The 26,414-nt window shown below is 42.3% G+C and carries 27 protein-coding genes; 16 read left to right on the top strand and 11 right to left on the bottom strand.

The window, feature by feature from the left end:
* Positions 1-45: 45 nt before the first annotated feature.
* Entirely contained in the window at positions 46-1,053 is a 1,008-nt protein-coding gene (gene ruvB / locus FTU98_RS03325; RefSeq protein WP_004971787.1) for a Holliday junction branch migration DNA helicase RuvB, read from the top strand.
* A gap of 82 nt (positions 1,054-1,135) precedes the next feature.
* Here the strand turns inward: ruvB and FTU98_RS03330 are convergent, their stop codons facing one another.
* A complete protein-coding gene (locus FTU98_RS03330) occupies positions 1,136-1,714 on the bottom strand; it encodes a hypothetical protein (RefSeq protein WP_179991105.1) in 579 nt (192 codons plus the stop codon).
* Positions 1,715-1,942: 228 nt separating this feature from the next.
* Between FTU98_RS03330 and ybgC the strand changes: the two genes are divergently transcribed.
* From ybgC to pal, 6 genes are all read left to right on the top strand, one after another.
* The gene (gene ybgC / locus FTU98_RS03335; protein ID WP_179991106.1) at positions 1,943-2,350 is read left to right on the top strand and encodes a tol-pal system-associated acyl-CoA thioesterase; all 408 of its coding nucleotides are present in this window, start codon (positions 1,943-1,945) and stop codon (positions 2,348-2,350) included.
* Between the two features lie 27 nt (positions 2,351-2,377).
* Complete coding sequence (gene tolQ / locus FTU98_RS03340) at positions 2,378-3,076, top strand: protein TolQ (RefSeq protein ID WP_096901122.1); 699 nt, start codon at positions 2,378-2,380, stop codon at positions 3,074-3,076.
* A complete protein-coding gene (gene tolR, locus FTU98_RS03345) occupies positions 3,076-3,525 on the top strand; it encodes a protein TolR (RefSeq protein ID WP_070154130.1) in 450 nt (149 codons plus the stop codon). Before tolQ ends, tolR begins: the two co-directional genes overlap by 1 nt.
* Positions 3,526-3,528: 3 nt before the next feature.
* A complete protein-coding gene (tolA, locus tag FTU98_RS03350) occupies positions 3,529-4,716 on the top strand; it encodes a cell envelope integrity protein TolA (RefSeq protein WP_179991107.1) in 1,188 nt (395 codons plus the stop codon).
* Between the two features lie 193 nt (positions 4,717-4,909).
* Positions 4,910-6,193, top strand: coding sequence for a Tol-Pal system beta propeller repeat protein TolB (tolB, locus tag FTU98_RS03355; protein ID WP_026438303.1), 1,284 nt, complete (start codon positions 4,910-4,912; stop codon positions 6,191-6,193).
* Positions 6,194-6,264: 71 nt separating this feature from the next.
* Positions 6,265-6,834 (top strand): peptidoglycan-associated lipoprotein Pal, encoded by a 570-nt coding sequence (pal, locus tag FTU98_RS03360; RefSeq protein ID WP_004971799.1) that lies wholly within the window; start codon positions 6,265-6,267, stop codon positions 6,832-6,834.
* A gap of 156 nt (positions 6,835-6,990) precedes the next feature.
* On the opposite strand, the gene FTU98_RS03365 is transcribed toward pal, so the two are convergent.
* Positions 6,991-7,176, bottom strand: coding sequence for an NF038105 family protein (locus FTU98_RS03365; RefSeq protein ID WP_004971800.1), 186 nt, complete (start codon positions 7,174-7,176; stop codon positions 6,991-6,993).
* Positions 7,177-7,353: 177 nt separating this feature from the next.
* Between FTU98_RS03365 and FTU98_RS03370 the strand changes: the two genes are divergently transcribed.
* From FTU98_RS03370 to FTU98_RS03390, 5 genes are all read left to right on the top strand, one after another.
* Entirely contained in the window at positions 7,354-8,328 is a 975-nt protein-coding gene (locus FTU98_RS03370; protein WP_096901127.1) for a class 1 fructose-bisphosphatase, read from the top strand.
* 50 nt (positions 8,329-8,378) lie between these two features.
* Positions 8,379-9,155, top strand: coding sequence for an RNA methyltransferase (locus FTU98_RS03375; protein ID WP_180050424.1), 777 nt, complete (start codon positions 8,379-8,381; stop codon positions 9,153-9,155).
* 156 nt (positions 9,156-9,311) lie between these two features.
* Positions 9,312-9,926: an RNA polymerase sigma factor gene (locus FTU98_RS03380; protein ID WP_004971803.1), complete on the top strand. Its 615-nt coding sequence runs from the start codon at positions 9,312-9,314 to the stop codon at positions 9,924-9,926.
* A complete protein-coding gene (locus FTU98_RS03385) occupies positions 9,923-10,243 on the top strand; it encodes a hypothetical protein (protein WP_004971804.1) in 321 nt (106 codons plus the stop codon). The genes FTU98_RS03380 and FTU98_RS03385 overlap by 4 nt, the downstream gene beginning before the upstream one ends.
* Positions 10,233-10,634 (top strand): DUF3106 domain-containing protein, encoded by a 402-nt coding sequence (locus FTU98_RS03390; protein ID WP_004971806.1) that lies wholly within the window; start codon positions 10,233-10,235, stop codon positions 10,632-10,634. Before FTU98_RS03385 ends, FTU98_RS03390 begins: the two co-directional genes overlap by 11 nt.
* 100 nt (positions 10,635-10,734) lie before the next feature.
* Here the strand turns inward: FTU98_RS03390 and FTU98_RS03395 are convergent, their stop codons facing one another.
* From FTU98_RS03395 to cxpE, 4 genes are all read right to left on the bottom strand, one after another.
* Positions 10,735-13,149 carry a CSLREA domain-containing protein gene (locus FTU98_RS03395; protein ID WP_257220005.1) on the bottom strand — a complete coding sequence of 805 codons (2,415 nt, stop codon included), beginning with the start codon at positions 13,147-13,149 and terminating at the stop codon, positions 10,735-10,737.
* 57 nt (positions 13,150-13,206) lie between these two features.
* Positions 13,207-15,024: a rhombotarget A gene (rbtA, locus tag FTU98_RS03400; protein ID WP_179991110.1), complete on the bottom strand. Its 1,818-nt coding sequence runs from the start codon at positions 15,022-15,024 to the stop codon at positions 13,207-13,209.
* Positions 15,025-15,146: 122 nt separating this feature from the next.
* Positions 15,147-15,851: a DnaA regulatory inactivator Hda gene (gene hda, locus FTU98_RS03405; protein ID WP_004971812.1), complete on the bottom strand. Its 705-nt coding sequence runs from the start codon at positions 15,849-15,851 to the stop codon at positions 15,147-15,149.
* Between the two features lie 14 nt (positions 15,852-15,865).
* Positions 15,866-17,086 (bottom strand): chloramphenicol efflux transporter CxpE, encoded by a 1,221-nt coding sequence (gene cxpE / locus FTU98_RS03410; RefSeq protein ID WP_180050426.1) that lies wholly within the window; start codon positions 17,084-17,086, stop codon positions 15,866-15,868.
* Between the two features lie 134 nt (positions 17,087-17,220).
* On the opposite strand from cxpE, the gene purM reads away from it, so the two are divergent.
* Both purM and purN read left to right on the top strand, forming a co-directional pair.
* Positions 17,221-18,291, top strand: a complete 1,071-nt coding sequence (gene purM, locus FTU98_RS03415) for a phosphoribosylformylglycinamidine cyclo-ligase (protein ID WP_004971815.1) — start codon at positions 17,221-17,223, stop codon at positions 18,289-18,291.
* A 10-nt stretch (positions 18,292-18,301) separates the two neighbouring features.
* Entirely contained in the window at positions 18,302-18,931 is a 630-nt protein-coding gene (gene purN / locus FTU98_RS03420; RefSeq protein WP_104853305.1) for a phosphoribosylglycinamide formyltransferase, read from the top strand.
* Between the two features lie 89 nt (positions 18,932-19,020).
* On the opposite strand, the gene FTU98_RS03425 is transcribed toward purN, so the two are convergent.
* On the bottom strand, positions 19,021-19,839 hold the full coding sequence (locus tag FTU98_RS03425) for an alpha/beta fold hydrolase (RefSeq protein WP_004971819.1): 819 nt from the start codon (positions 19,837-19,839) through the stop codon (positions 19,021-19,023).
* On the bottom strand, positions 19,836-20,858 hold the full coding sequence (sppA, locus tag FTU98_RS03430) for a signal peptide peptidase SppA (RefSeq protein WP_004971820.1): 1,023 nt from the start codon (positions 20,856-20,858) through the stop codon (positions 19,836-19,838). The genes FTU98_RS03425 and sppA overlap by 4 nt, the downstream gene beginning before the upstream one ends.
* A gap of 127 nt (positions 20,859-20,985) precedes the next feature.
* Here sppA and FTU98_RS03435 point away from each other — a divergent pair, with 127 nt between their 5' ends.
* On the top strand, positions 20,986-21,975 hold the full coding sequence (locus FTU98_RS03435; RefSeq protein WP_004971822.1) for a lysophospholipid acyltransferase family protein: 990 nt from the start codon (positions 20,986-20,988) through the stop codon (positions 21,973-21,975).
* Here the strand turns inward: FTU98_RS03435 and FTU98_RS03440 are convergent.
* Positions 21,932-24,367 (bottom strand): DNA internalization-related competence protein ComEC/Rec2, encoded by a 2,436-nt coding sequence (locus FTU98_RS03440; protein ID WP_104853215.1) that lies wholly within the window; start codon positions 24,365-24,367, stop codon positions 21,932-21,934. The two genes, FTU98_RS03435 and FTU98_RS03440, sit on opposite strands and share 44 nt — an antisense overlap.
* On the opposite strand from FTU98_RS03440, the gene FTU98_RS03445 reads away from it, so the two are divergent.
* Positions 24,276-24,503: a hypothetical protein gene (locus tag FTU98_RS03445; RefSeq protein ID WP_154648271.1), complete on the top strand. Its 228-nt coding sequence runs from the start codon at positions 24,276-24,278 to the stop codon at positions 24,501-24,503. The genes FTU98_RS03440 and FTU98_RS03445 overlap by 92 nt on opposite strands.
* Here FTU98_RS03445 and lolD read toward each other — a convergent pair.
* Positions 24,500-25,183 carry a lipoprotein-releasing ABC transporter ATP-binding protein LolD gene (gene lolD, locus FTU98_RS03450; protein ID WP_180050428.1) on the bottom strand — a complete coding sequence of 228 codons (684 nt, stop codon included), beginning with the start codon at positions 25,181-25,183 and terminating at the stop codon, positions 24,500-24,502. The two genes, FTU98_RS03445 and lolD, sit on opposite strands and share 4 nt — an antisense overlap.
* Positions 25,176-26,411 (bottom strand): lipoprotein-releasing ABC transporter permease subunit, encoded by a 1,236-nt coding sequence (locus tag FTU98_RS03455; RefSeq protein ID WP_004971828.1) that lies wholly within the window; start codon positions 26,409-26,411, stop codon positions 25,176-25,178. The genes lolD and FTU98_RS03455 overlap by 8 nt, the downstream gene beginning before the upstream one ends.
* Positions 26,412-26,414 lie beyond the last annotated feature (3 nt).

Here is a 26,414-nt window from a genome sequence, read left to right on the forward strand (position 1 = left end):
CATGCAGCATCAAAATGCCCAGCTCAAGAGATTAGTTAACACGATATGCAAGACCGTCTAATCAGTGGTTCTGAAAAACCCGAAGATCAAATTGATCGCGCCATTCGCCCCACCTCACTCGATGACTATATTGGGCAACCTGTAGTGCGTGAACAAATGGAAATTTTCATTGGTGCAGCCCGTGGACGCGCAGAAGCATTGGACCACACCCTGATTTTTGGACCACCAGGTTTAGGTAAAACCACACTCGCCAATATTATTGCCCGTGAAATGGGCGGCAATCTTAAATCTACTTCAGGGCCTGTCTTAGAGCGCGCAGGCGATTTAGCCGCCATGCTGACCAATCTTGAAGAAGGCGATGTGTTATTTATTGATGAAATTCACCGTCTTTCACCTGTGATTGAAGAAATTTTGTATCCAGCGATGGAAGATTATCAACTGGACATCATGATTGGTGAAGGGCCTGCAGCACGCTCCATTAAACTGGACTTGCCACCATTTACCCTTGTCGCCGCCACCACACGCGCAGGTTTACTCACCTCACCGTTGCGTGACCGTTTTGGTATTGTGCAGCGTTTGGAATTTTACTCGGTTGAAGATTTGACCCATATTGTCAAACGTTCGGCAAGTCTAATGGATGTGCCAATGACCGATGCAGGAGCCAATGAAGTCGCTCGTCGTTCGCGCGGTACACCACGTATTGCCAACCGATTATTGCGTCGCGTTCGTGACTATGCGCAGGTCAAAGGCACAGGTGAAGTCACGCAAGAGATGGCACAACGTGCGCTAGATATGCTGAATGTCGATAAAGATGGTTTAGATACCTTAGACCGTCGTTATTTATCAATGTTATTAGAGCGTTTTGATGGTGGGCCTGCAGGTGTGGAAGCTTTGGCCGCTGCTATGGCTGAAGACTCTGGCACTTTGGAAGATGTAATTGAACCATACCTAATTCAACAAGGTTATGTAATGCGAACCGCTCGCGGGCGTATTGCGACCAATATGGCGTATTTACAATTTGGGATGACACCGCCAGAGCCAAAAGAAAAATAGCTCAAAGGAAAAAATAGCTTGAAGGGAGCTATCTCCCTTTAAGCTATTAAATATTTAGGTCAATTGGGTCTGTAGATAGACCCTAATTTTCAATAATACGCACATCTTCAACAAGCATTAATTCACACGCGCCCGCCCCTGTATCATGACGGCTTAAAGAACTGCGCCACTGCCACCCATCTGCGGCAGTAACTTCAACCAATTTACCTTTCAAATAAATCAAATCATCTTCATCAATCTGTTTTAACTGTGTCGCAATCGCGGGTGTGGCAGGAATTAAATGCGTATTAGCGCTCAAACTTGCAATCTCTTGCACAGGAATCGGGGGTGCTTGTTCATAACGCCAATGATACCAACGGTTGCTTTGACGAATAGACAACTGTTTATACACTTCAGGCTTGGCCATTTCGCCCCATCCCAAAGCAAAATCGACAGGGCTAAGTTCGGCTTCACGTCCAAAATTATAATTTTCACGTGACAATACCCGAAACTCACCTTCATAGGTTTCCAAAGCTTGAATGATATAGTCTTTAAATTGATGCACTTGCTGCGATGACTGATAGGTTGTGCTATCCGCAATTCCTCCATCTGGCTGGAACAGCGTCATCCACAACAAATACAATATGGCAATTACCATAAAAAATTTAACTAAACGGCTCATGTGCTGCTCATTGGGGTGGATCATCTGCATGTATCAGGCAGGCAGCTAATTTTAACTTAAAAGCATGTTTGAAATCTTGTGCCATTGGACGAAGCGTTGAGAATGATAAACTGCCACGCTATACACAGCTTGACTTATAGCACCGATTCACGTCAATTTCACAGACACGGCGTAAGCTATAAGTATTGCTTATCAAACAACTTTGCAACATTGAAGCGGAACATCATCATGGCGAATAAATTTGAATTTAAAATTCGTATCTATATGGAAGATACTGATGCAGGCGGCATTGTTTACCACGCCAACCATATTCGCTTTATGGAACGTACCCGTACCGAGTGGCTTCGTGCGTCGGGTGTTGATCATTATTGGCATCAACAAGACTATAACTTTGTCGTACATAAAATTAACGTGAAATATTCACGTCCAATCTTTATGGATGACCTAATTACTGTTACAGCAAGTGTAGTTTCGTGTAAAGCGTCATCATTTGTATTGCAACAAAATATTTATCGTGGTGAAATCATGCTTGCATCTGGCGAGGTTGAATTGGCCTGTCTGGGTTCAGATATGAAACCACGTCGTCTGCCAGATGAAATTCGTAGCCTTATTCTGAAAGAATTAGGACAAGATTAAAAAAATGAATTGGCACATGTAGTAACTATGGCAACACAACTCGAATCATCTCTTCAAGTATCAGATCTTATTTTACAAGCAAGTCCTGTTGTTCAGCTGGTAATGCTCTCGCTGCTTTTAGCATCATTATACAGTTGGTATCTGATTGCCAAGTTACACATGAGCTATAAAAAGGCACAGGCAGATGATCAGCATTTCCAGAAAATCTTCTGGTCTGGTGCAGAATTAAATACGCTTTACAACAATGCACAGCTCAATTCAAAACGTGTCGGTTTGGAAGATATTTTTTATCAAGGCTTAGGTGAGTTTTTAAAACTCAAAAAGCGCCAAGCGCATGCTTCACAAACCATTGAAGGCACAGAGCGTATCTTACGTGTCGGTTTAAGTCGCGACCAAGCCCAACTTGAACAAGGCTTAGGTGCATTGGCCAGCATTGGTTCGGTTGCGCCATACGTGGGTTTATTTGGTACCGTCTGGGGTATTATGAATGCCTTTATTGGACTGGCAGATGTCGATCAAGTCACATTAGCAACAGTCGCACCAGGGATTGCCGAAGCCCTCATTGCCACAGCCATTGGTTTATTTGCCGCCATTCCTGCGGTACTTGCCTTTAACCATTACACCGCCAAAGGCGAAGCGATTTATTCTGATCGTGCTTTATTTGCCGAAGAAATGGTGGCTTTATTACAACGTCAATCTTTAGGCAATACTCAGGATCACGACTAATGGCCATTCAACGCTCAGGACGCTTCGAGCGCATAAAAAAACCACTCAAAAGTGACATGAATGTAGTGCCTTATATTGATGTCATGTTGGTGTTATTGGTGATTTTTATGGTCACTGCACCAATGATTACCAGTGGGATTCAAGTCGATTTACCTCAAGCCAATGGTAATCCAATTGAATCGAAAGATGCCCCTGCTTTGGTGACTTTAAATAAAGATGGGCAATATTTTTTAGAATACAAAGAACACAAAGCCGAACCTTTGGAATTAGCCCAACTGAAACAAATTTTGACCGATGCTCAAATTCAAGCCAAAGCTGAAAACAAAGAGTTTCAGGTTGTTATTCGCGGTCATAATACACGCCCTTATGGTGATGTGATTGCGTTAATGTCTGACTTACAAGATGCGGGTTTAACCCAAGTTGGATTGCTGACCGAGCCTTTAAAGTAATTTATGAAAGATTTTAAAAAGCCACCTTTTCAACAAAAAGCCATCGCGATTGGGTTCACTGTAGGTGTCCACCTTGTCGCAGTGGTTGGCTTGCTTTATTTGGGCATGAGTAAAGCACCTGAGCCGCCTAAACCCATTAAAACGGTATTAATAAAACCAGAAGATTTAAAACCCTTATTAGAAACTAAATCTGCTGAAACCACACATGAAAATGTAGCAGAGCAAATTACTCAAACAGCCGAGCCTGCTCTTGAACCTGCCCCTGTCATTCCAACACCTGCAGCGGCTCCTACGCCACCCGCTCCTCAAGTTGATACACAAAAAACTGCACAAGCAGCAGAGGCTCAAGCACGTGCAGAACGACAAGCTGCTGAAGCCAAACAAATTGCAGAGCGACAAAAACTAGAAGCTGAACGCTTAAAAGCTCAACAAGCACGCGCCGAAGAACGTGCTCAACGAGAAGCTGACGCCAAAGCAAAAGCTCAAGCCGATGCCAAAGCACGTGCTGAAGCAGATGCTGTACGTCGTAAAGAAGCCGAAGCCCTGAAAAAAGCAGAAGCGGCAGAAAGACGTCAACTCGAAGCCAATGCAGCAGCAAAACGCAAAGCTGAAGCAGATGCAAAAGCCAAGGCAGATGCTGAGGCAAAACGTAAAGCTGACGCAGATGCAAAAACCAAAGCAGATGCCGATGCAAAACGTAAAGCTGCAGCAGATGCAAAAGCCAAAGCTGATGCCGACGCAAAACGTAAAGCTGCTGCAGATGCAAAAGCCAAAGCTGATGCCGAAGCAAAACGTAAGGCTGACGCAGATGCAAAAGCCAAAGCTGATGCCGAAGCGAAGGCACGTGCCGATACTGAAGCCAAAGCTTCAGCTGCCAAACAAGCTGCAGAAGAAGCTGCTCAGAAAAAGGCTGAAGTACGACGCATTGCATCCACTGCTAAACGCGATTTCGAAAATAAAATCAGACGAGCGTGGGATACCCCAGCTGGTTCTTCGGGTCAACGTGCAACTGCCCGCGTGACTTTAAGTGACAGTGGCGCAGTTCAGTCTGTCGTGGTTAATTCTAGCGACCCTGACATGAAAGCCAGTGTAGAAGCTGCTGTTCGTGCTGCCGCACCTTATCCGATGCCATCAGACCCAGATGCACGACGCGAAGCACGTAGCTTCACCTCTACCTTTACAGCGCAATAAGTTACCAGTTAGCCGAATAACATCTATTTGGCTAACTCCTTCTCAAAATATTTACGAGTATAAATAAATTTAAATTTTCACAGTGTTATAACAGTTTTATTATAAATTCATGCTTTCATTCCTACCAAAGCATGCCATTATGTACCACAATTACATCCAAAAAAGTTATGTTGATTTGAGAAAATAGCGAATGATGGAAACAACGCGTAAACACCTACTTTGTCTTGCTATTTTAACTGCGCTTAGCCCAGTTTTAAGCACACAATCTTTTGCACAACTGCATTTAGAAATTGCCAAAGCACCAGAAGAAGCACCTAAAATTGCGATTGTGCCGTTTGGCAATGATCAAAGTATTTATCCTATTGTAGAAAACGATTTAAACCGTTCAGGCAAATTCACCAGTTCATCTAAAAACCTTGCTGCAACTGCAAGCATGAACAATCCAAATGCAGCTGCATGGCAAGCCGCAGGTGTACCTTATGTGGTGACGGGAAATGTCAAAGCCACTGCAGAAGGCGGTTATGAAGTTCATTACCAACTTTATGATGTGCAAAAACAGCAATACTTATTGAATGAATTATTAAGCGTGCCTGCGTCACGCGTACGTTCTGCTGCACACATGATCAGTGATGCCATTTATGAAGCACTCACGGGCATTAAAGGTGACTTTAGCGGACGCATTGCTTATGTACTGCGCAACCCTGCAACACCTGAACAACGCTATACCCTGCAAATTGCCGATACTGATGGTGAACAGCCTAAAACCATTTTGACTTCGCGTGATCCTATTTTGTCGCCTGCGTGGACACCAGATGCCAAAAAAATTGCCTATGTGTCGTTTGAAACCAAACGCCCTGCTATTTATGTGCAAGATTTGGCGACAGGTCAGCGTGAAAAATTAGCCAGTTTCCGTGGTTTAAATGGTGCTCCAAGCTTCTCACCAGATGGTCAAAGTATGTTGTTTACCGCATCCATGCATGGCAATCCAGAAATTTATCAAATGAATTTAAGCACCCGTGAACTGCGACGCATGACCAATGACAGTGCGATTGATACCGAAGCACGTTATGCACCAGATGGTAAATCATTTATTTACACTTCAGATCGTGGTGGTTCCGCACAAATTTATCGTTATGACTTTGCCACAGGCAGCAGCAAACGCCTAACCTTCCGCGGTGCATTTAACGCACGTGGTACGCTCAGTGCCGACGGTCGTAAACTGGCATTGGTACATCGTCCAAGTGGCAGTAACTACAAAGTCGCAATTCAAGACATCAACACCAATATCACCAATATTTTAACCCCAACCAGTTTGGATGAGTCGCCAAGCTTCTCACCAAATGGGCAAATGGTAGTGTACGCGACACGCGAAGGTGCTCGTGGCTTATTATCGATTATGTCTTTAGATGGTCGCTTCCGCATGAACTTACCTAGTGAACAAGGTGAAGTGCGTGAACCTGCGTGGGCACCAAAATAATGAGTACCCGCAAAGTAAATACGTTTTCAGTTCTGTTTTAAAACCAAAAATCAAGCTTCATGGAGATGAGGATGAACGCAGTTAAATTATTGGTACTCCCTGTTTTGGCATCGGCTTTAGTGATGACAGGTTGTGCAAACCGCAAACCAACGACTGACTCACAAGCAGGTCAAACACCAAGTGGTGCAACTACAGTCAACACCCAAGGTTTGAGTGAAGATGCAGCTTTAAATGCACAAAACCTTGCAGGTGCATCTGCCAAAGGTGTAACCGAAGCCAACAAAGCTTTCTTGGCAAAGCGCGTGGTGCATTTTGACTACGACAGCAGCGAATTATCTAATGATGATTACCAGACCCTACAAGCACATGCACAGTTTCTAATGGCGAATGCCAACTCTAAAGTAGCGCTTACAGGTCATACCGATGAACGCGGTACACGCGAATACAACATGGCTTTAGGCGAGCGTCGTGCCAAAGCGGTTGAGAGCTTCTTAATCACTAGCGGCGTTAACGCAGGTCAGCTTGAAGCAGTGAGCTATGGTAAAGAAATGCCAGTCAACCCTGGACATGATGAAAATGCATGGAAAGAAAACCGTCGCGTAGAAATTAACTACGAAGCTGTTCCACCATTATTGAAATAATAATTTGCTGTTTGGCAAAAACTCGTTTAGAACGTGTTTCCCCAATACGAAAAAAGCGCTCTTTATTACAAGGGCGCTTTTTTATGACATAAAAAACTGGGCAAACGAATATTTTAAAAACTAACAGATAAGTGCAGAAATACAGCTTTGCTTCAGTTATTCCGACTCGGCATCAGCTTTTGCAGTTTGCATAGATTCAATCAAATCATGCTTGTTAAACTTTTTATATTCAGGTTTAGACTCGTAATCTTTCCAAGCGGCTTTCATCTTGTCCTCAGAAATATCGTCTAAACTAATCCCTTCGCTTGGCGTTGGAGTCGCATCAAACTTTAACGTTGTCATATCTGTGCTCCTATCTCAAATTAAATCCTTCACATCAACATAGCACTTTCTGCAGGACTTGCAAGGGTAAAATCACAGCAAATAGTCGAGTTTAATTTTTCTTTTAACGCGTTCTCATCTAAACTATTGCAGCATATTGTTATCCTCATTTTTGCAGTCATTCGGAGTTTTCCAGTCATGTCATACCGCACCCTTTCCCAATTTCTACAACAACAAACTGGAAATTTAACACCCGAACTTGCTCAAGTAATTGAAACTATAGCCAATACTTGCAAAACAATTGACCAAACATTACAAAAAGGTGCGTTGGCGGGCGTATTAGGCAGTGCGCAAAATGAAAACGTACAAGGCGAAGAACAAAAGAAATTAGATGTTATTTCAAATGATTATTTAATTGATGCGTTACAAAAACATCCTAATGTGGGTGGTTTGGCGTCGGAAGAATTAGACGAATTCACTCCTGCTCAGGAAAATGGTCAATATTTAGTGTTATTTGACCCACTGGATGGTTCAAGCAACATCGACATCAATATGTGTGTGGGTACTATTTTCTCAATTTTACCTGCAAAACATGCCGTGACCCAAGCTGCAGACTTTATGCAAGCAGGTACACAACAAGTTGCTGCAGGTTATGTCCTGTATGGCCCATCTACCATGATGGCGCTCACTGTTGGTGCAGGCGTGGTATTCTTTACCTTTGACCCAGAAAGCCAAGAGTTCTTGGTGACTGCCGACAACATTCAAGTTGCTGCCGATACAAAAGAATACGCGATCAATGCTTCAAACCAACGCCATTGGGAAGCACCTGTAAAACGCTATATTGATGAGCTTTTGGCTGGTAAAACTGGGCCACGCGAAAAAGACTTTAACATGCGTTGGGTTGCATGTATGGTAGGCGATATTCACCGTATCCTTTGCCGTAGCGGGGTTTTCATGTATCCATACGACTTAAAAGACCCGAAAAAAGCAGGTCGTTTACGTTTAATGTATGAAGCCAATCCAATGAGTATGCTCATGGAACAAGCAGGCGGTGCGGCAACCACAGGTCGTGTGCGTATTTTAGACATCCAACCCACAGACCTACATCAACGTGTGCCTGTCATCATTGGCTCAAAAAATGAAGTCGATTTGGTCAGCAGCTACCATCAATAATTTTTAACAACAGCAGTCGGCCATTCGCTGACTGCTGTGGATTTTATCGCATGCCTACGATTTTTTTAGAATCAAAAGATAACCCGAAAATTAAGCACTTACGTGGTTTAATTGAACAAAATAACTATCGCAAAAAACAGGGACAAACGGTACTTGAAGGTACACATTTGTGTCTGGCGTGGTTACATGAAAATAAAAAAATCAATTCGATTTTTACCACCGAACATGCACTAAGCCATCCTGACTATGAGCGTATTTTGGCTAAATACACAGGCGTGGTCTTTGTCATTGGCGAATCTTTATATAAAGATTTAAGCACTTTAGGCACTTCCCTTGCCTGTTTAGCCATTGTCGACGTGCCAAGTTCAAGCCAAGCTTTAGACTTTAAAGCAGACACACTGATTTTAGAAAATGTGCAAGATCCGGGTAATGTCGGCACCTTATTGCGCTCTGCAGCAGCAGCAGGTATTGAACAAATTATTTGTACCAAAGGTTCTGCCTCACTTTGGTCGCCACGGGTGTTACGTGCAGGCATGGGCGCACACTTTAGCTTGCATACCTTTGAAAATATTGAACTCGAAGATCTCTTAGCACAATTTCAGATTCCTGTATATGTGACCAGTTCACACCATGCAGAAAGTCTCTATTCCAAAAATCTGCGTAAGGCTTGCGTCTGGATTCTAGGCAATGAAGGTCAAGGTGTGTCCGATTATGCCTTACAGCATGCAGAAGCGGTAAGTATTCCACAACCAGGTGGACAGGAATCTTTGAATGTGGCAATTGCAGGCTCAATCTGTTTCTTTGAAATGGTACGCCAACGTCTGTAAATGGTTAATTTATTTTAAAAAGACTAGCCCTGCAAAAAAAATAGATTAGACTGAAAATAATAACTTGCAATGTCAACCAAACCATTGTTTTTAGCGTTATAAAAATATGATGTTAAAAATAATGGTGGGTATCCAATGACAGGATTTTCCATCTCTATGGATTTAAACCCGAAGTCGTCACACTCGGAAAATTTGAGTGCTCTTAAGAGTACGGCTGAGCAACGTCTGAAGAATTTCATGCAAGACGTAACGGGGCGTGCCTTAGTGATGATGGAAAGTGCAACGCAAGGACAGCACGGCATTGCTATGGATTTGGTGCAAGAAGCCTTTATTTCCTTGCATAAATCTTATGCTGACAAAGCCACAGAGGAATGGTATCCCCTGTTTTACACCATTTTAAATAACAAATTACAAGATTGGCGTCGTAAAGAAGCTCGCCGCGCTCAACCGTTTTCATGGTTCAAAAAAATCAGTTTAGATGATGACGATGTTGAACAACTTGATATTGTCGATGAGCAAGCACTCAATCCTGCAGAGTTTTTAGATCAAGCTGTGACTGTAGAAGAAATTCAGGCAGCAATTGCGGGGCTTCCTGTGCGGCAACAACAAGCTTTTATGTTACGTGCTTGGGAAGGTTTTGATACGCAAACCACCGCACAAATTATGAACTGCACTGAAGGCAGTGTAAAAACGCATTATCACCGTGCTATTCAAGCTTTACGCAACAGTTTGGCACATATGAATCCGTATCTGGGAGGATCATCAGAATGAAACAAGATGATTTCTTAAAACAAGTGACATCTAAACTTGATGGATTGGCTCGCCACCATCAAGACAAAGCCGCGGTCATGAATCATGTCTTGGACAATATTCAAGACAAGAAAACATCGCGCTATGGGCTTTGGAAAATGTCAGGTTTTGCATTGGCTGCGGCAATTGCAGGTTTTGTGGTCTTGCCAAATTCAATGGAAATGACCACACAGCCGCAGAATCAAGCTGTATCTGTTCCTAAACTTTCTCCACAAATGGTGGAAGATTTAGAAATGTTAATGGTGTTGGGTGAGGACAAAGTTCCACATGGCAGCTAAACGAATTGTGATTGCGTGTTGTGCGCTCAGTTTTTTACAAACCAGTTTTGCAGGGTTTGAGCGTTTTTGGATTTTTTCCAAAGATGCAGATACGCAAATTTCAGAAACCTGGGAAACTCTTTCTGAAGAAGAACAATTGGCCTTAATTAAGCGCTATCAAAACTTAAAAGAAATTCCTGCAGAAAAAAGCGTAGCTTTACAGCAGCGGATGGATTGGTTTACTCAACTGCCTGATAGCGAAAAACAAAAAATGCGTGAAACTTGGCAAAAAATGAGCACGCAAGAACGTCGTGAATTAGGACAACGCTTGCAACAAGCAACACCTGAACAACGACCTTTAATTCGTCAGGAATACATTCTTAAATATCAGCAGCCTGCAATGAGTCACTAATTTTATCTGTTCATGGATAATAGAAAGTACTTGAAGTCACCAATAACAAAAGCCTCATCGTGTAAAACAGATGAGGCTTTTGCAATAAAGAGTCTGTAGATTACGATTTTCTTGGACGTTGACGATAGAACGCCAATCCGATTAAACCAAACATACCCCAGAAACCTAAGCTTCCCCCACCGCCACCACTGGCTTCATAATTGGTATTTTTCGCTGTATTTTCTAAAGTAATAGTCGCTTCAGGCGATAATTCCAGTTCATGATCGAAAATCCTGTATTTCAGCTCATAATCAAATGGGCTAAAGCTATTTCGTACTTGAACCTGAATATTGCCACCATAACAAATTTCACGTGCATAATCCCCAGGACAATGTGCTTCACGATCTGCCGTAAGTACCACACCTGAAGGTACTTGTGTAAAACGAATTGCCAGTTCTTGTCCTGTACTATCTTTATAGAATGCAGGCTTATTGGTATTTTCTTTCAAAGTGCTGATAGAACCATCGCCTGCATCGCTATCATTCAGCAATGGATTAAAACTCACTTTGAGGTCTGTACCATATTCAAGTCGTACACGATCATCTTTTGCAATTGGGGCAATATTGCTAAATTTACCTTCAAGTAAGCCCGAAGAATGCAAATTACTGTCCAATTTTGAGGTAATGGTGTATTTACAATACGCTGAATCGGTTGCTTCTGTGACTTTATCATTCAGTCGATACATCACAATCCGTTGCAACTGTGCATCCCATTCACATTTGAATAGTGGATCTTGGGTCAATTTATCGGTACTAAATGTGGTACCTGAACCCGAAATTGCACCAATCCCCAATACTTCAGTGCTAATGCTAAAGTTGTCAGAATTAAGCTGTCTTAACTGAACAAATTTCCCATCTGCAGTTGGTTCATCTTGCTTTAATGCCATCGCAAATGGATCAACATAAATGGCACGATATTGCTGCTTAGCTTTGGTATTCGCCAACAAATCCTGCATCGTTTTCAAATCAGTACGCGATTGAGAAACGACCGAAGATGCAGCATCTTTACTTTGATCTATCGCAGACTGAATACGGTCAATTTGTTGCTGATAATTGGCAAATAAACTTTCATAAGAGACATTACGCAAGCTTTGAATATCGGCTGCATTTAAGCGCATCACTTCTACAGAGCCAATTTCACAGGTATTTTTTGCATCAGGATTTAAAGTTAAAGTTGCATTACTCACCCGCGCTAAACCACGTTGTTCATAATCACTACACCCCATGCTGTTTACATCAATCAAATCTTTCGCAGGGTCTGAACCAAGTTTTGGATAATACAACGGCAGGAATAAATTATAAGCAGATGGTTCTTGCAAGGGCTGCAATACTTGATCAAAGCTAAGCCCTGTCAAATCCAAATTTTTAGCACCATCATAAGAACTATTTGCTGTTTCAGGCAAATCACACTCGCCTTGCTCTGTCGCTGATCCCATTGCGAATAAGGCATTGCGAATTGTGTTGATGTTGCGCGCCTGCTCTAAGCTCGCAGGGAATGCATAACGACAAGATTTACCTTGGTTAAAGGCCAACATATTAAAAGAGAGGACAATACGTGGATAATTGTCATAAAACAAAGTACTCAATGCTTTATTTTCAACAATGGTATTACTTTGCAAATACACCTGTGACAAAGTGCTAAGCGGATGATTTTCTGCATTACTTAAGTTAAAGATATGACCTTTGCTGGTATCAGCTTGGTTTTGTGCAATCGTACTGGCAGTCAACGCAAGATCTGGTTGGCCGCAAAGATCAAAAGTACTAAGACTATTTGCAGCACCATTTTTCACAATACTGCTGCGGTCAATTTTCACCATAGAGCGTGTATTGACCAAGTTGGCACTACAATCCATTGCCAACACACTACCTACTTTGGCTTGGTTCGCATGGATATAAGCATTCTCTAAATTGACTTGACGCTCCGCTTGATGAGCAACAACGTAAATTGCACCACCTTGTTCTGCATGCGAATTTTGAATTTCGACATTGTTCGCAGCTAATGGGCCTGCCACAAATAATGCACCACCCTTGCCTGCATCTGCAGGGTTTGCATTACCACCACCATGGGCATTCCCATTTTTTAGAATGACATCGTATAGCGCCACGCTGGCTTGGGTATCTGAAGTATTGATAATGCGGCTATTGCCATGTGCATTAATAGTGGTTTTTAACGGTGCAATTGAAGGATAACGATGTGTAATTGGATCTACTTGGTTATAGTCGACCGCTGTCGCCCCATAAATACGCACCATAGATTGCGGGCGTAATTCTGAGTTTAAGATATATTCCCCAGCCTGCAACTGAATCATATCGGTTGCACCACGGTTGGTATTGCCTGCGCTACATCCACCGAACGCAATATTCTGCTTGGCCGCAACTAACGCTTCACGTAATGAACATTTGCTTAAGTCTTCACCATTTTGATCTTCAAAGGTCGTGACCTGAATCACACGATTATCTGCTGCCATAAGCGACATAGCAGACAGCACCATTATCCCTAATAGTGTTTTTTTATTATTTTTCATATTCATCCTTTATGCTTTTCTACGGCTTAAACCCAACAAGCCCAATAAAGCCATTAATCCGTAAGCGCTCCATGCACCGCCAGAAACTTTTATTTTATCGCTTTCCATACGATTTTCATGTTCTTGAATAACTTGGACTTTCACTTCCATATAAGGTGTTGTGCTGTTAAAACGTGTGGTACTGGTGACTAATTTAATTTTAAAAACATCTGCACCATGCCAAGCAGAATCTGGGGTATATATCAAATTCCCTAACTCATCTACAGTCAATTTTCCTTTAGAGCGTGTATCAAGTTGCTCGATTTGCACACAACCTGCTTGCCATGCTTGGCCTGTCGGATTGTTTGGAAAGACCTGATCACAAAACTCTTTAGGTACCAAATCACTATCACCCAACAAATCACTCACCGACATTTTAGCAATTTGACCCGCCAAAATATCTTGACCTATAAGCCCCATAGTTTCAGGAACCATCACCTCTATTGCACCACGGTCACATAAGGTAATATCTGACTGACGGTTTTTACCGCGCTGATCTGAAGCAGCACAACCGACTACCGTATTATCCCCCAGTTGTAATTGCCCCTGATTCAACACCACAGAATCTTTCAGGCTGTTATAACTGAGCAATACGCGTGGGCGCATAAAGCCCAAGAATGAGTTTTCAGGAACTTGATATGGACAAAAGAGTGCCGTTTTATCTTGACTGAGGGTTTGGCATGCACCTTCAAGCAGATTACCTGCAAGCACCGAATTTGCAGTCCATAGCGTATTTGGATAGTTGCTATCGCCTGCTCCACAGCCTGCGCCGACTAAATTATTTTGCAATCTTGTTGCATCTGAACCTGCTTGCACACAGTTTGCTGCAGTATTCACACTCACAGGATGTGGATTACCCAAAATCACACTATTGGCAATATAGGCTTTACCCAAAGGTGCGTTGAGATACACACCACGGCTGTTACCAATCAAGCTAATGTTATTGACACCAATATCATCCAGCACATTCATGACATAGCCTTCATTTGCAGTAAAAGTACTGCTCACGATCATATTCCCCATACTAGGAAAGGCTTTGATTTCTTCATCTGCCAAACTTGCTGCAGAATAGAGATTGGCTGAAGCAACTGATATGGTTTTGTTGCCTTTAAATACTGAAGTTGTAATCACAAAGCGTGGGAATTGCGTATAAATGACGCCACCTTCCTGCGCTTGGTTAGCTTCAAGCAAGCTATTTTTGATCTCAATAAAACCTGCAGGGATCTTCTCGTCAGTCATTTGTGCGAGGTTATAAATTGCCCCACCTTGATTGGCTACACCCTGACTCAGTTTCACATAGTCTAAAATTAAATGTTCATTATTATAAATCAGACCACCTTGTTGCTGACGACAGCGTTCCTCACCGCAGCCCTGTAAAGTTAATTCTTTTAAAGAAACTTTTAAGAAACGATCCTTGCTATCTTCAATGTGGAAAATTCGCTCATTGCCGCGCATCTGAATCGTGGCATTATTCAAACCTGGGGCAGTTTTATCATTCAGACTACTGTCATAGGTGGTTTTAATTTCAAGGTTTTCTGTAATTTTAAGTTGAGTATCAATTTGATAGACGGCTTTCTTTTCTAATAAAATCACACTTGAGGCATTTTTGCCGCCACAGCCCAAATAGCCTTCTTCAGGCATGCCTAAATTAATATACTCAATGGCTTCACGCAAAGAACATTGTTGATCATCTGCTTTGGTGTCAGCAGTGGTGGTGACAATGATATTACTACTATATGCATGACCTGCGATAAACAGCATACCAATGCCGATGCTCTGCTTGAGCATAAGCGTACTCCTTGTAATTTTCTTTGTTTTTTTTCTTCTTTAGTTGCAAATTCCCTGCAACTTCGAATTATTTTCCGAATAATTTGGCATAGCTTGCGCAAATTCTCAAGTAATTTTAATTTTTACCGATATTCGTCAATTAAAGCATAAATCTGACGCAGGTTTGCGCCACTTAATTTCGTTTTCTCTCCTTTAAGTAATTGCACCAACTGTTCAAGGCTTTGCAGCAAAATCGAGGTCTGCTGTGGGCCATGTAACAACAAATAATCAATAATTTGTGGGTCGATGATAATCCCGCGACGCTCTAACACAGAACTCACTAAAGCTTGTCGGTCTGCATACAAACTGCCTGAAGGCACTTTAACACTCACTGCCTGCGTCAAACGTGATTGCAAATCGGGCAATTCAAGCTTTAATTCAATCGGTGCAAAACGTGATGAAAACACCAACTGACCACCAACCTCATTGCTGTAATTGATTAAGTGAAACACCGCACGTTGCCAATGTGGTACACCACTAATCGCTTCAATATCGTCTAAAGCAACCAAATCATAACGGTCTAAAGAGGTAATTGCTTCTGTTGGGGCATCCAATAATTCAAGTAAGGATACTTTAATAGCTGATTTGCCAATTTCTAAATAGGAATCGCAAATTGCAGACAATAAATGACTTTTGCCTGTGCCCGCACCACCATAGACATAAAAGCGATTGACCAATCCTGCATGAAGCTGTCGAACTGCATCAATCACATGCCCCCAACCTGGACCAGAAAAATCACTGATCCGTGCATCTAATTGAGGCTCGATATCTAACTGCAGTTGACGCATAGAATTGTAATCACCTAGGAGTTTTGCTGATCTGAGGGCTTTATCTTACTTGATTTTTCAGTCTGTTGCAGTGAATTTGCTGACTGAGGATCAAGCTCAATATCAATATGAACTTGTGCTGTATCAATGCTGATATCACCCGATGCACCATCTTCCGACACCACCACAGGTTGCCCATACAAATAACTTTTTTCGTAAAAATCACGTAAATGACGCAGTAAAACCACAATCACTGCTGCTACTGGTAAAGCAATCAACATCCCCATGAATCCAGCCAGTTGTGCACCTGCTAAAACAGCAAACACCACCGCGACTGGCGAAAGCCCGATTTTATCACCCAATAAAAACGGTTGTAGAATATAGCCTTCCACCGCCTGTCCAATCATAAAGACCACAAGGACTAAAACCAATTGCATCCAGTCAATGCCAAATTGTAGGAAAGTGGCAATAATGGCTGCAACAATCCCTACAGCGAAACCTAAATACGGAATAATACTAGCAAGTCCCGCAACCATCCCAATAATCAAACCGACTTCTAAACCAATCAGTTGCAATCCAGTCGCATAAACGACGCCCAACAAGATCATCACCAAAAACTGACCTTTAACGAAAGCACCTAATACACTGTGACATTCTTGCACCACAGCTAAAGTGCTTTGCTCATAAGGACGCGGAATTAAGCGACGCAGGCTGTCGAGCATACGCTGCCAGTCGAGTAGAAAATAGAAAGCAATAATTGGAATCAGCACTACGGTACCACCAATTTGAATAAAATTCAGACCAGACTGTGCAACACTCAATAACATGGCCTGAATACTATCGGCAGTATAATTGGTTTGCACATAATCCATGACGATGCTGCTCATGTGCGAGGTATCAATTTCCATTTCTTCAATATGAAAAGTCGAAGACACCCACGGCAAGAAGGTCGAATTGATCCAGTTAATACCGACAGGAATACTGTCACGCGCAATCATCAACTGCTTCCAAACCAAAGGAATGATGTACCAAACTGCCAAAGTCAGCGCGATGCCAATCCCAATAAAAACCAAACTGATAGATAGCCAACGTGGCAAACCGACTTTGCAAAATTGTTCAACCAATGGGCTAAATAAATAAGCCATGAAAAATGCAACAACAAAAGGAATGACAACCGGTTTTAATAAGTACAGCACCCAAAGGAGCAGAACTATCCCAGACAGGATAAAAATGCGACGCAAGGTACGATCGACCATAGAAATTCGCCTTTTTTCAGTTTATTCGTTATAGAAGTTAAAATATTTGAATAAAGATAGCATTTTAGCGCATAAATAACATAAGAGTTTCGTATATTCAGGTATAATCGCCCCGCGAATGCGGAGACTTCATTATGAGCAACTCAACTTCTAACCCAACCACTGGTTTAAGCTATAAAGATGCTGGTGTCGATATTGAAGCGGGCGACGCGTTAGTCGATCGTATCAAATCTGTCGCTAAGCGCACGACTCGTCCTGAAGTGATGGGTGGATTAGGCGGCTTTGGCGCACTTTGTAAAATTCCGAAAGGTTATGAAGAACCTGTGCTCGTATCTGGCACAGATGGTGTAGGAACTAAATTACGTTTAGCGTTGAACCTAAACCGCCATGACACAATTGGTCAAGATTTGGTGGCAATGTGTGTAAATGACTTACTGGTGTGCGGTGCTGAACCTTTATTCTTCTTAGACTACTATGCAACAGGTCACTTAAATGTAGACGTTGCAGCCAATGTTGTTACAGGAATTGGTAAAGGCTGTGAGCTTGCAGGCTGTGCGCTTGTAGGTGGTGAAACTGCTGAAATGCCAGGCATGTATGAAGGTGAAGATTACGATCTTGCAGGCTTCTGTGTGGGCGTGGTTGAGCAAAGCAAAATTATTGATGGCTCTAAAGTAAAAGCTGGTGACGTTCTGATTGGTGTCGCTTCTTCAGGTGCACACTCAAACGGTTACTCTTTACTTCGTAAAATCTTAGACGTAAAAAATGTTGATTTAACTCAACTGGTTGATGGTCGTCCACTGGCTGACGTTGCCATGGAACCAACACGCATTTATGTCAAATCAATGCTTGAACTGTGCAAACAAGTTGATGTGCATGCTATGGCGCACATTACGGGTGGCGGTTTACCAGGTAACTTACCACGTGTATTGCCAAATGGTGCGCAAGCAGTGATTGACGAATCATCTTGGGAATGGCCAGAACTGTTCAAATTGTTACAACGTGAAGGCGGTGTAGAACAGTTTGAAATGTATCGCACCTTTAACTGTGGTGTAGGTATGGTTGTTGTTGTAGATGCCAACGATGCAGACAAAACAGTTGAGCTTCTCAACAGCCTTGGCGAAAAAGCTTGGGTGATGGGTCGTATTCAAGACAACGCCGAATCCGTTGAAGGCGCAGATGAAAAAATTCGCGTAATTTTTGCGTGATTTGACTCAGATGATCAAAATAGCTGTCCTCGTTTCAGGCAGCGGAAGTAACTTACAAGCCCTGATAGATGCCAATCTTTCAGGGCAAATTGTTGGGGTTATTTCCAATAAGCCTGATGCCTATGCTTTACAACGCGCTCAACAAGCAGGGATTCAAACTGCAGTGATTGAGCACAAACAATATCCGAGTCGTGAATTATTTGATGATGTCATGCATCAACAATTACTTGCATGGGATGTTGATTTGGTGGTGCTTGCGGGCTTTATGCGTATTTTAAGTGCCAAATTTGTGCACGCTTGGGAAGGTAAAATGCTCAACATTCATCCTTCACTCTTGCCGCATTATAAAGGCATGCACACCCATCAACGTGTACTCAATACAGGCGATACTTTACATGGTTGTACCGTGCATTATGTCACTGCTGAATTAGATGCAGGTCAAGCACTGGCACAAGGTGTGTTGCAAGTAAACATCCACGATGATGCCGAAAGCTTGGCGAACCGTGTGCATGTGTTGGAGCATTTGATTTATCCGCAAGTGGTTGAATGGATTTGTAACGGAACCATTCAGCACACTGCGCAAGGTGTGATGTATCGCCAACAACTGATACAACAACCTGTGCAGTTTTGCAATTTTTAAATATTCTTTAAGTATGTAGCTTTTGATATATACGAAAAAACGCCTGTTGATCAGGCGTTTTTTATGGTTCGTATTTGGTTCAGACTGAATTAAACAGAAGCAGCTTTACTCTGCTGTGCTTGAATCAAATCTTTAATCAACTGCACCGTCGCTTCAGGTTTTTCTAAAGGGAACATATGTCCACCTTCAACCACCTGATAAGCAATGTTGAATTTCTTGGCGGTAATTTGTGGGAAACCTGCTTTTAAGAACGGACCTTTTTTTGCAATCACCAATTCTGTCGGCACTTGCAGTTTTGCTTGCGGCAACCACCACAGTGAGGGATTGGTTCTAAAAATATTGACTTCGTCCATTTTTGGAATGGTCAATTGTACTCCGCCTCGCACATGGTCATCAGTCAAAGCATGCTCGATATAAGCCTGAAAACAATCGGCATCGAAATCTTGATAAAAACCTTTCGGACGCAATAAGTCTGCTGCTTGCTCACGACTTTCCCAATGATCACGACGGCGCAAAGACAAAGATGCAGGCGACAGTTGATCTACTGCTTTAAGCTTAAACATTTTGGCAAAATGTAAAAACACCGATGCTTTACCCATAATTAAAGGTGGATCAAGCATGATCACTTGTTCAAATAATTCAGGGCGTTGTAAAGAGGCTTGAAACGACAACACTGCACCTAAAGAATGCCCCAACGCAATCACTTTACGTCCCTGAGCTTGACGTACAACACTGTCAATCACTTGTTGGGTTAAGCTTTGCCAATGATTATCAATCGGATAACGCTTATCTGGCCCCAACAAAGGGACGTAAATCACATCGTAATCATCTTTAAGTAAATCAAACAGTTTTTGATAAACCTTCGATGGCACGCCATTGGCATGCGCAAAATGAATCAGTGGTTTCATTGTAATTTCGCGTTTTGCTCAGTCTGAATATGTTGAGATAAAGAAGTGGCAAAGCCCTCTCCCACTGCTGCACCCATACGACCCAACACAGAGTCTAAAGGACTGTGTTCAATGGTATAGTTCACTGTTTTATCTAGGTTTAAATCACGCTTCAGGCTATTTAAACTGCCAATCTTATCGGCAATGCCTAAAGTCACGGCTTGCTCACCTGTCCAGAACAGACCTGAGAAAATCGCAGGATCTTGTGATTTCAGTTTCGCGCCGCGTCCATCTTTCACTGCTTGAATAAAGTGGCCATGCACATTATCTAATACGGCTTGCACATGTTTTTTCTGTTCAGGATCAACAGGTTGTGTCATCGACAATAAGGCTTTATTTTCACCTGAGGTCATGGTGCGATCTTCTACACCCATCTTCTGCATTAAACCGCTCAGCCCATAATTTGGCATAATCACGCCAATTGAACCCACCAAACTTGATGGATTGACAATAATTTCATCTGCAGCGGAAGCAATGTAATACGCACCTGAAGCGCCAGTATCGCCAATCACGGCATAGAGTTTTTTCCCTTGATGCTGTTTTTTCAGATATTGAATTTCTTGCCAGATTTCATCTGACTGCACAGGTGAACCACCCGGAGAATTAATATTTAGCACCACCGCCTGACTGTTGCTGTTTTCATAGGCTTTTTTCAGTGACTTGATGGTGTCATTGCTGTTCACACTTTGCTTATCAGATGCAATTGTGCCAACAATATCCACCACCGCGATATGTGGACTCGCTGCCGATGGATTCGTGGTCGTGGTACTGCACCCTTTGCCCATTATCACCAACAGTAAAAATATATAAGCAAAAGTTAAAAACTTAAAGAAAATCCCCCAACGACGTGCACGACGTTGTTCTTCAACTGAAGCTAAAACAGCTTTTTCTAATAGTTTCCACTCATTGCCTGTGGGCTGCTGTGCTTGTGGAGATATTTGTTGTGATTCATTTTGTGGTTTTGGTGGCCAATCGGACATGAAACAATCCAAAAAATAGTAAATTTGCTCCATTATATACACGGAATTGGCAAAAACTGTCTAAAGCCTGTATTTTCTCCTATAATATTTTACATCTTTATCCTTTCTATCAATTGATGCTGTCGTTATGACCGAACCTGCACCGACAACGGCTTTATCGCGCCTGCTTGATTTTGTCAGTCGACAACCTTTAACAGTTGCGCGTTTTTTTGCAAAATCTTTGGCTTTTTTGGTCAATACACTGCGTTTGAGTAAAACCTCTCAAACCATTCAACTCAATCTACAAATTGCGCTTCCTGAGCTGAACTCACAACAACGCGAACAGATTACCCAGCAAGCAATTCGTAACGAACTGACCTCTTATTTTGAGTTTTTTCATATTTGGGGATCAAGCAATCAAAAAAATATTCAAAGAATCCATCAGGTACATGGTTTAGAACTATTACAAGATGCACTGGCTGCACAAAAGGGTTTGGTCTTAATTGTGCCGCATTTTGGCACTTGGGAAATTATGAATGCGTGGATCGCTCAATATACGCAAATGACCATCATGTATAAACCTGTCAAAAACCCTGCGGCAGATGATTTTGTGCGCCAAGCACGTAGCCGTGAACAGGCACATTTAGTCCCAACAGATGAATCTGGGGTACGTCAAATTTTTAAAGCACTCAAACAAGGCGGAACCACTGTCATTTTGCCAGACCATACCCCAAATATAGGTGGTGAGATGATTCCTTTTTTTGGTATTCCGTTGGAATCGAGTAATTTAAGCGCCAAATTGATTCAGAAAACTAAAGCAAAAGCTTTGTTCTTATATGCGTTAAGAAATGCAGATCAAGGCTTTGATATGTATATCGAAGCGATAGATGAGCACATTTATCAGTGTGATGCCAATGCAGGGACAGCTATTATTCACCGTGCAATTGAAGATTTGATCCGTCGTTATCCTACACATTATCACTGGAGTTATAAACGCTATAAAGCCCATCCAGATTTACGCGGGGTCTATCATAAACCTGTGCAAGAAGCCTTGGCAGATGTGCAGGCTGTACGTGCCCAGACACAGAACCAAACTAACGCTGCAACCACAATTTCTGCTGCCGATACGGCTGTATAAGCATACGCTGTTGTGCATCTACAGAAAAACGTACGCTGCCCTGTTGTATGGTGTTCATGAACGGAATATTGAGCGCAGCCAAGCGTTGCTGAACTAAAGAACTAGGATGTCCATAACGATTATCAAAACCTGCAGATGCCACGGCCAATTTGGGTTTAAAATGTGCTAAAAAATCATAGGCAGAACTGTGCTTACTCCCATGATGACCCAAAATTAACACATCTACTTTTAAATCAGGATATTCCTGCAACAATTGATATTCAGTTGCCCAACCTGCATCGCCCATCACTAAAAAATGCTGATATGGCTGTGCGGATGGCACTGAAATATACAACACACATGACAACTCATTTTGTTGCTGTGCGGCATAGGGTAATTGACTCGGTTTAGGAGATAAAACTTGTATCTGTACCTGATGTGGTAAAGACCACTGTTGCCCTTGCTGACACAAATTAAACTTGCTATTTACTGCCACATCTACGGTCTGATTGGCAAAGACATGCTGAATATTGACTTCATTTTGCAAATGAGGAAATGCACCACTATGGTCTTGGTCTAAATGACTTAAAACCACCAAGTCCAGTTGTTTAATACCATGCACCGCTAAAAATGGACGTAAAATTTGCTGTCCAATACTAAACTTACTTTCATCATAAGAACCGCCCACATCAATCATCATGTTGTAATGACCTGAACGTAAAAATAAAGCTTGTCCCTGCCCCACATCGAGTACTGTTAATTCAAATGGTTGTCGTTGGCTATCGACTATAATCAGTGGAACAAAACATAAGATTGCCCAAGTTTTAGGCAATACCGATTGTGGTAAAAATAGCAGAAATAAGCCTAAACATAGACAGACATACACCGCTGCAGACATCGACAAAGTATGTAACCGTGGTACAAAAACGGTTTCCATCCCCCGAAAAATCAAGCGCAACAAAGCCATAGCTAGATCATTCAATTGAAACAGTATTGACGCCAAGGGTTCAAAAATAAAAAAGCAAATTCCTGCCAAAACATCTAAAGGCACGATCAGCATACCAATCAATGGAATTGCGATGATATTAATAAGCGGTGCAATCCACGCCACTTGTTTAAAAAACACAATCACCAAAGGAAATAAGGCAATAAAAATTTTCCATTGCGACTCGATTAGAATTTTGCTGGCATGTTTCAGTTGCTGCCAACGATTCAGCTCTATACGTGGTTGCGCACTCAAGCTCTGATAAATACGCAGTAGAATAAAACAGGCCCCGTAAGACAGCCAAAAAGCAGCAGACAGTACACTTAAAGGATCAAACCATAATAATAAGGCAGCACTATAAATCAGCAAGGCAAAGCCTTGAAGCTTCTGCTTCAGCACTAACATTACTGTCACTAGACTGCACATCAGCAAGGTTCTTAATGCAGGAATTTCAAAACCGACAAAGGCGGTGTACAGCAATACACAACTTAAAAATGGCAACATGAGCAAGTATTGTTTAGGCATCCACAAATACCAATGCGGACGGTAATACCTAATCAGCTGACGTAATGCCCAACATAGCATGCCTGCAAAAATCAGCACATGTGGCCCTGAAATAGCCAATAAGTGGCTAATTCCAAAACGCTGAAACTGTGCTTCAGTTTCTGCATCTAATAGGCTTTTATCTCCTGTGAGTAATGCAAGAATTAAACCTTGATGATGCAAAGGTTGCTGCTGAATAAACAGTCGAATTTGATAACGCTGCTGTTCAATCCATAATCGAAATTTTGCCCATAGCGTCTGTTGGGCACGCCAATGTTGTGTAAACCCCATGGCATAAATTTGTTCAGCCGAGATAGGCTGAATCTGCTCAACCCGAAAACCACTCATAATATTTTGCTGTAAATACCACCGCTCTACATCAAATGCACCTGCTGTGGCATAACTATGCGCAGGGCGAATTTTTCCACTTAATTTGTAATAGTGTCCAAGTTCTAAATTTTGCTCTTGATCTACCTGAGTTTGTGCTAAAGTTGCTAACCATGTCACTGTTTGAGGATGTCGGTTTAACACCTCAACCCTTTGTGAAATGCTGTTGTCATTTAGCTGATTTAACTGTCTGACATAAACCACGACTTCAGCAAATTCAGGTTGTAGTTCACGCCATTGCAAACGCTGCTGCATCTGCGTATCCGCATAGATCAAACCGAAAACAAGACTCAAAACACCTGCCACTCCTACATTCAAACATTTCCAATAGATTGAAGATAAGCGAGCTTGCAACAAGTATTGCACAACGATACTGCATAAAATCAGTAAAACCATTGCGCTGGGCATGGAAGTCAATGAATGTATTGGAAAAGAAGAAGAACGTATTCCGACACAGGCGATCCCAATCACCCAAGCCAGACCAATCAATTGCAGCATGAATATTAAACTTATTATTTTTATTGGCATGCATCATAAAGCCCACCGAAGTGGGCTTCAACAAAACAATCTTATTCCAGCAATTGCTATTTTAAACGCAATCGCTTTTGAGCGGCTTTACGAGCTATGCCCCTAAGCATCTACCCAAACACCATCTTGCATGTGCAGAATGGTATCGGCAGATTTTGCCAGTTCTTCATCATGGGTCACAATCAGCATCGCCATGTTAAATTCACTGCGTAATTCACGCAGCAATTCAAAAATTTTAACTGCAGTTTTGCGGTCTAAGTTTCCAGTAGGCTCATCGGCAAGCATGAGTGCGGGTTTCGCCACCAACGCACGTGCCAATGCAACACGCTGACGTTCCCCTCCAGAAAGCTCACCCGGTTTGTGGGTTAAACGATGCGATAAACCGACTCGCTCAAGCAGATACTCTGCCTGTGCCTTCACCTCTTTGTAATTTGTGCCTGCACGTAACATTAACGGCATTGCCACATTTTCAAGCGCACTAAACTCAGGCAATAAATGGTGAAACTGATAAACAAAACCGAGGTATCGATTACGCAAATAGCCGCGTTCAGCTTCGCCTAAATTGTCAAAACGCTTCCCATGTAAAAATACTTCGCCTGTGCTTGGACGGTCTAAACCACCCAACACATGCAATAAGGTACTTTTGCCCGAACCACTCGCTCCGACAATCGACACAAACTGCCCTTGCTGAACTTGTAAATCTAGACCACGAATCACTTCAACAGTGGTTTTGCCATCGGTAAAGTGTTTAGAAACTTGCTTGGCTTCCAGAACAATCTTACTCATAACGCAATGCCTCTGCTGGTTGAATTTTCGCGGCACGTAACGCAGGGTAAATCGTCGCCAAGAAACTTAAAATTAACGACAAGCTCACAATCACCACCACATCTTGCCATCTTAAATATGAAGGTAAGTAGTTGATAAAGTAAGCATCAAATAAATTTAGCCCTAATACATTATTCAACCATGCAATAAAACCACTGATACTAGACGCGAAAATAATCCCCAAGATTGCACCTGAAACCGTACCAATAACCCCAATGACCGTACCTTGCACCATAAAAATTTTGGTAATCGTGCTTGGTGATGCACCCAAAGTTCTTAAAATCGCAATATCTGATTTTTTATCGGTCACAACCATCACCAAAGAAGACACGATATTAAATGCAGCCACCAAAACAATTAGGAATAACAATAGGCTCACCATCGCCTTTTCCATTTGAATGGCGCTAAACAAGTTACCGTGAGTATAAGTCCAGTCCGAAGCGTAAAAGTTGGCAGGTAGCTCTTGCACAATATCTCGAGATACTTGTGGTGCAGCAAAAATATCATCCAGTTTTAAACGTACGCCTTGCGCACCATCGGGTAAACGCAGCAAAGTCGAAGCATCATTCAGGGCGATATATCCCATCATCGAATCGACTTCTGCACCAATACTAAAAATACCAACCACTTTGAAGCGTTTAAAACGCGGTACAACCCCTGCAGGGGATGGCGTTGCTTCAGGTAAAACCAAGGTGATGCTGTCGTTTAAACCCAAACCCAAGGCATCGGTCATTTGTTTGCCCAAAACAATACCGAACTCACCCTTTTGCAGATTATCGATACTGCCTGCAACCATGTGGTTTTGAATGATGGATACTTTCTTTTCGTATTCGGGTTCAATTCCCGTGACCATAATGCCCGACACTTGCCCTTGTGCAGTCAACATGCCTTGCAATTGCGTAAATGGTGCAGCACCAACAACATGCTTATGTTGCTCAACTTTCGTTGCAAGTTCTGGCCAATTTGTTAAAATTTGTGTTGATGAAACAGTGGCTTGAGGTATCATGCCCAAGACACGATTTTTTAATTCACGATCAAAACCATTCATCACCGAAAGTACGGTAATGAGGACGGCAACACCCAAAGTTAGACCGATCATCGAAACTAAGGCAATAAAAGAAATAAAGTGGTTACTGCGCCGAGCGCGCGTATATCTCAACCCTATATATAGCGAGATTGGTTTAAACATACC

Source organism: Acinetobacter sp. YH12211 (assembly GCF_013418015.1).
GTDB classification, from domain to species: Bacteria; Pseudomonadota; Gammaproteobacteria; order Pseudomonadales; family Moraxellaceae; genus Acinetobacter; species Acinetobacter towneri.

What these genes read in the sequence shown, in the direction of transcription:
- FTU98_RS03385 (WP_004971804.1), top strand. Translation starts at nt 9,923, where the DNA reads ATGAAACAAGATGATTTCTTAAAACAAGTGACATCTAAACTTGATGGA.
- tolB (WP_026438303.1), top strand. Translation starts at nt 4,910, where the DNA reads ATGGAAACAACGCGTAAACACCTACTTTGTCTTGCTATTTTAACTGCG.
- lolD (WP_180050428.1), bottom strand. Translation starts at nt 25,183, where the DNA reads ATGAGTAAGATTGTTCTGGAAGCCAAGCAAGTTTCTAAACACTTTACC.
- FTU98_RS03395 (WP_257220005.1), bottom strand. Translation starts at nt 13,149, where the DNA reads ATGTCGCTTATGGCAGCAGATAATCGTGTGATTCAGGTCACGACCTTT.
- FTU98_RS03380 (WP_004971803.1), top strand. Translation starts at nt 9,312, where the DNA reads ATGGATTTAAACCCGAAGTCGTCACACTCGGAAAATTTGAGTGCTCTT.
- FTU98_RS03435 (WP_004971822.1), top strand. Translation starts at nt 20,986, where the DNA reads ATGACCGAACCTGCACCGACAACGGCTTTATCGCGCCTGCTTGATTTT.
- hda (WP_004971812.1), bottom strand. Translation starts at nt 15,851, where the DNA reads ATGCGTCAACTGCAGTTAGATATCGAGCCTCAATTAGATGCACGGATC.
- FTU98_RS03330 (WP_179991105.1), bottom strand. Translation starts at nt 1,714, where the DNA reads ATGAGCCGTTTAGTTAAATTTTTTATGGTAATTGCCATATTGTATTTG.
- purM (WP_004971815.1), top strand. Translation starts at nt 17,221, where the DNA reads ATGAGCAACTCAACTTCTAACCCAACCACTGGTTTAAGCTATAAAGAT.
- FTU98_RS03455 (WP_004971828.1), bottom strand. Translation starts at nt 26,411, where the DNA reads ATGTTTAAACCAATCTCGCTATATATAGGGTTGAGATATACGCGCGCT.
- FTU98_RS03440 (WP_104853215.1), bottom strand. Translation starts at nt 24,367, where the DNA reads ATGCTGCAATTGATTGGTCTGGCTTGGGTGATTGGGATCGCCTGTGTC.
- FTU98_RS03375 (WP_180050424.1), top strand. Translation starts at nt 8,379, where the DNA reads ATGCCTACGATTTTTTTAGAATCAAAAGATAACCCGAAAATTAAGCAC.
- FTU98_RS03425 (WP_004971819.1), bottom strand. Translation starts at nt 19,839, where the DNA reads ATGAAACCACTGATTCATTTTGCGCATGCCAATGGCGTGCCATCGAAG.
- FTU98_RS03445 (WP_154648271.1), top strand. Translation starts at nt 24,276, where the DNA reads ATGGAAGTCAATGAATGTATTGGAAAAGAAGAAGAACGTATTCCGACA.
- purN (WP_104853305.1), top strand. Translation starts at nt 18,302, where the DNA reads ATGATCAAAATAGCTGTCCTCGTTTCAGGCAGCGGAAGTAACTTACAA.
- tolA (WP_179991107.1), top strand. Translation starts at nt 3,529, where the DNA reads ATGAAAGATTTTAAAAAGCCACCTTTTCAACAAAAAGCCATCGCGATT.
- tolQ (WP_096901122.1), top strand. Translation starts at nt 2,378, where the DNA reads ATGGCAACACAACTCGAATCATCTCTTCAAGTATCAGATCTTATTTTA.
- pal (WP_004971799.1), top strand. Translation starts at nt 6,265, where the DNA reads ATGAACGCAGTTAAATTATTGGTACTCCCTGTTTTGGCATCGGCTTTA.
- FTU98_RS03390 (WP_004971806.1), top strand. Translation starts at nt 10,233, where the DNA reads ATGGCAGCTAAACGAATTGTGATTGCGTGTTGTGCGCTCAGTTTTTTA.
- FTU98_RS03365 (WP_004971800.1), bottom strand. Translation starts at nt 7,176, where the DNA reads ATGACAACGTTAAAGTTTGATGCGACTCCAACGCCAAGCGAAGGGATT.
- ybgC (WP_179991106.1), top strand. Translation starts at nt 1,943, where the DNA reads ATGGCGAATAAATTTGAATTTAAAATTCGTATCTATATGGAAGATACT.
- ruvB (WP_004971787.1), top strand. Translation starts at nt 46, where the DNA reads ATGCAAGACCGTCTAATCAGTGGTTCTGAAAAACCCGAAGATCAAATT.
- tolR (WP_070154130.1), top strand. Translation starts at nt 3,076, where the DNA reads ATGGCCATTCAACGCTCAGGACGCTTCGAGCGCATAAAAAAACCACTC.
- FTU98_RS03370 (WP_096901127.1), top strand. Translation starts at nt 7,354, where the DNA reads ATGTCATACCGCACCCTTTCCCAATTTCTACAACAACAAACTGGAAAT.
- sppA (WP_004971820.1), bottom strand. Translation starts at nt 20,858, where the DNA reads ATGTCCGATTGGCCACCAAAACCACAAAATGAATCACAACAAATATCT.
- rbtA (WP_179991110.1), bottom strand. Translation starts at nt 15,024, where the DNA reads ATGCTCAAGCAGAGCATCGGCATTGGTATGCTGTTTATCGCAGGTCAT.
- cxpE (WP_180050426.1), bottom strand. Translation starts at nt 17,086, where the DNA reads ATGGTCGATCGTACCTTGCGTCGCATTTTTATCCTGTCTGGGATAGTT.